The following is a 2,717-nucleotide window of genomic DNA, read 5'->3' as shown; positions in this document are numbered from 1 at the left end:
GTCCGGCACCTGGTCCGAGGCCATCAGCACCCGGATCTTGTCCTTGTAGGGTTCATCCGCGACGGCCTCCATCACGATGTCGATCGAGGGGTTGGCGGCTTCGAATTCGGCCACGGCGGCGTCGAAGTAGGCCATGTTCTCAGGCTCGGGGAACTTGTGCAGGAAACTGACCACGGTCTTGTCCTGGGCCAGCCCCGGCAGCGATGCCAGGATGCCGGTCGCCAGTGCGGTCACGGCGAGAAGGTGCTTCATCGAACTCTCCCTTGTTGGTTGACCGGACTATACCAGTTTGCCCGGTTTGGTTAGCATTGGTATAATAGTTTCCATACCAAGTGGACCAAGGCAACGGTTTTCTTGCCGAAATCGGCGAATTCCCATGCCGCGCTGCGGCGTGACAGGGAAGAAGGTGGCTTTTCGTTTGCCCCGCGCGGAACATTGGTATAGTAATTTGGGCAAGTGGCCCCTGCTACCGGCGGAAAATCGGGCCGATTTCAACGCTTGCCCTGCTGTCGGTGTATACCAAATGCCCATCCCAGCCTTCATAAGCCAGGAACAGCGCCCCGGGTCGGCGCTGGCCCGGGTGCACTTGCTTTTGCGCAATCTCATGCTGGAAACCGGCATGTCGCACGGCGACCGCATTCCATCCGAGCGCGAACTGGCCGAGCGATTCGGAATATCGCGCATGACAGTGCGCAAGGCGCTGAACCAGCTTGTTGACGCGGGGCATCTGGAACGCCGCGGCACGGCAGGCACGTTCTTGCCCGAACCCGCAGTCGTGCGGCCGCTGTCCAAGCGGGTCTCGACGGCGATCTCGGAAGTCGTGGGCCAGGCCGGTCATAAACCCGGCGCGCGCCTTCTATTCTTCGAGCAGGCGCAGGCCGATGCAAATATCGCGCGCCGGCTGCACCTAGACGAAGGCGCACCGGTCATCGTGATCAAGCGGCTTCGACTGTCGGACGCAGTGCCCTTCTGCGTCGAAACCAGCTACTTGCCGCAGCACCGCGTTCCCGGACTGGTCGCCGCCGATGTTTTCGCCGCGCCATCGCTTTACGCCCTTTTGCGCGAACGCTTTGGCATGACCTTTGCGACCTCGGACTTCCACGTGAGCGTTGCCGCCGCCCCAGAAATCGAGGCAGATCTTCTTGGCCTTGCCCCGGGGGTTGGTGCCCTTGCCATGCGCTCGACTGTCTATGACCGCGACGGTCAACCGGCCGAATTCTTAATTTCCTGGAACCACCCCGACCGCGTAGCGTTCGAATCTCTGCGCGATGATGCAGGCCCGGTAAAGAGCGTTTTCACCGACTGGGCGAGTCCAACGCCGTGAAGGCATGACAGCGAAAAGCAACTGTCCGCTTTGGGCCGAAGCCTGCCCATAAGAGGATGCGGTGCGGGTCAGCAACTAAGTACTCGTCAGACCCGAGCGGGCACCTTCCTTGTGCGCTTGGCGCTCTTCGCAATTTCCTGAAACACCCGTGCCGCTTCTCCGAAGACCTCGGCGCCCGCCGGTCCAGCGGACTCAGTCAACCCTGACAGCTTTCCGACAGGCGCAAGCCTGCTATCCGCCCCGCCCGTTTGTATTGTCGGCAGCGCCTTCCCCTTCCGTGCTCGATCAATCGGACCAAAGTGCCGATCCTCATAGTATCGGATGTGTCGCGCCCGGATCGGATACTGTCCCTCGGGCAGCACCAGCACCTCATCCAGCGGAAACCGCAGCACCTCGTTCGCCGAAATCAACGGCCGCTCCTCGGACCGCCTGCTGACATTGGCGCTGTCCTCGAGCGCACGCACCCGTGATTGGCTTTCGGTCACTGCGGTGATGGTGGAGCGCCCCAAGGCATTCGACAGTACCTCGGCCGTTCGGTCATCCTGCGGCGTCATGTATATCTGCACACCAGCGCCGCCCTGCAGAGAGCGCCGCCCGGTTTCGCCATAGATGTCATCAAGACCGGGAATGGTCTGAGAGATGATGAAAAACCGTCCGCCGAAGCTGCGGATGGTCTTGATGGAAGAGAGGACAAGGGGCTGACGGCCGAGTTGGTCGAATTCGTCCATCAGGAACATGACAGCATGGGGTTCGTCAGGACCAGGCTCACGGCGCTGGAGGGAGGCGATGGCATCCGCGAAGAGAAGGCGGACGAGGGGAGCCAGGGTTTTCAGGTGCTCGGGCTGGACGACGATGTAGAGGCTTTGGGGGTCGCGGCGGAAGGTTGAGAAGTCGAAGTCGCTGGCTGAGGTCACCCGGTCGACCGCGGGGTCGTTCCAAAGCTCGAGCCCGGATCCCTGGATGACAGACACATAGGCCCCAAGGGTTTTCTCCGGGACGTCGGCCATCTCCAGGAAGGTGCGGGAGACGATCGGAATATTCGTGGTCTCGGCAATGGCCGTGTAGCTCTTCTTCTTGTCGCCACCCCCGGCCATGATTTCACCGGCAAAGCCCAAGGTCGGGCGGCGCTGTTCGATGGCGTAGAGGCACGAGGCGATGAAGAGCCGCTTGCCTGCATTGAAGAAGCTCTGGGCGCTTTCGCCTTCCGGGATGAGGAAGAGGTCGGCCATCGAGTTCAGCGCGGTGTACTGACGCTCGGCGGAGGGCAGGGCGGCGATCCGGGCGAGCGGGTTGAAGCGGTGCGATCCCCGGTCCTCATCGAAGGGCGAGAAGTACCAGATGCTGTTCTTCAGCCCGTGCTTGCGATGGATGGAGGTCTTGGCGAAGTTCTCGC

At 61.8% G+C, this 2,717-nt stretch carries 2 protein-coding genes and 1 pseudogene; 1 reads left to right on the top strand and 2 read right to left on the bottom strand.

What is annotated here, in order from left to right:
- Nucleotides 1-252, bottom strand: a pseudogene (locus tag ACRCSW_RS00845) (hypothetical protein); the annotation flags it as partial.
- A gap of 124 nt (nt 253-376) precedes the next feature.
- On the opposite strand from ACRCSW_RS00845, the gene ACRCSW_RS00840 reads away from it, so the two are divergent.
- A complete protein-coding gene (locus ACRCSW_RS00840; protein WP_438702106.1) occupies nt 377-1,324 on the top strand; it encodes a GntR family transcriptional regulator in 948 nt (315 codons plus the stop codon).
- Between the two features lie 86 nt (nt 1,325-1,410).
- Here ACRCSW_RS00840 and ACRCSW_RS00835 read toward each other — a convergent pair.
- On the bottom strand, nt 1,411-2,717 hold a 1,307-nt coding region (locus ACRCSW_RS00835), incomplete at its 5' end, for a type IV secretory system conjugative DNA transfer family protein (protein WP_438702105.1).

It is taken from the genome of Tabrizicola sp. (assembly GCF_051645465.1).
Lineage (GTDB): Bacteria > Pseudomonadota > Alphaproteobacteria > Rhodobacterales > Rhodobacteraceae > Tabrizicola.
The sequence above is the reverse complement of the archived record's forward strand: the minus strand, read 5'-3'. Positions and strand labels throughout refer to the sequence as shown.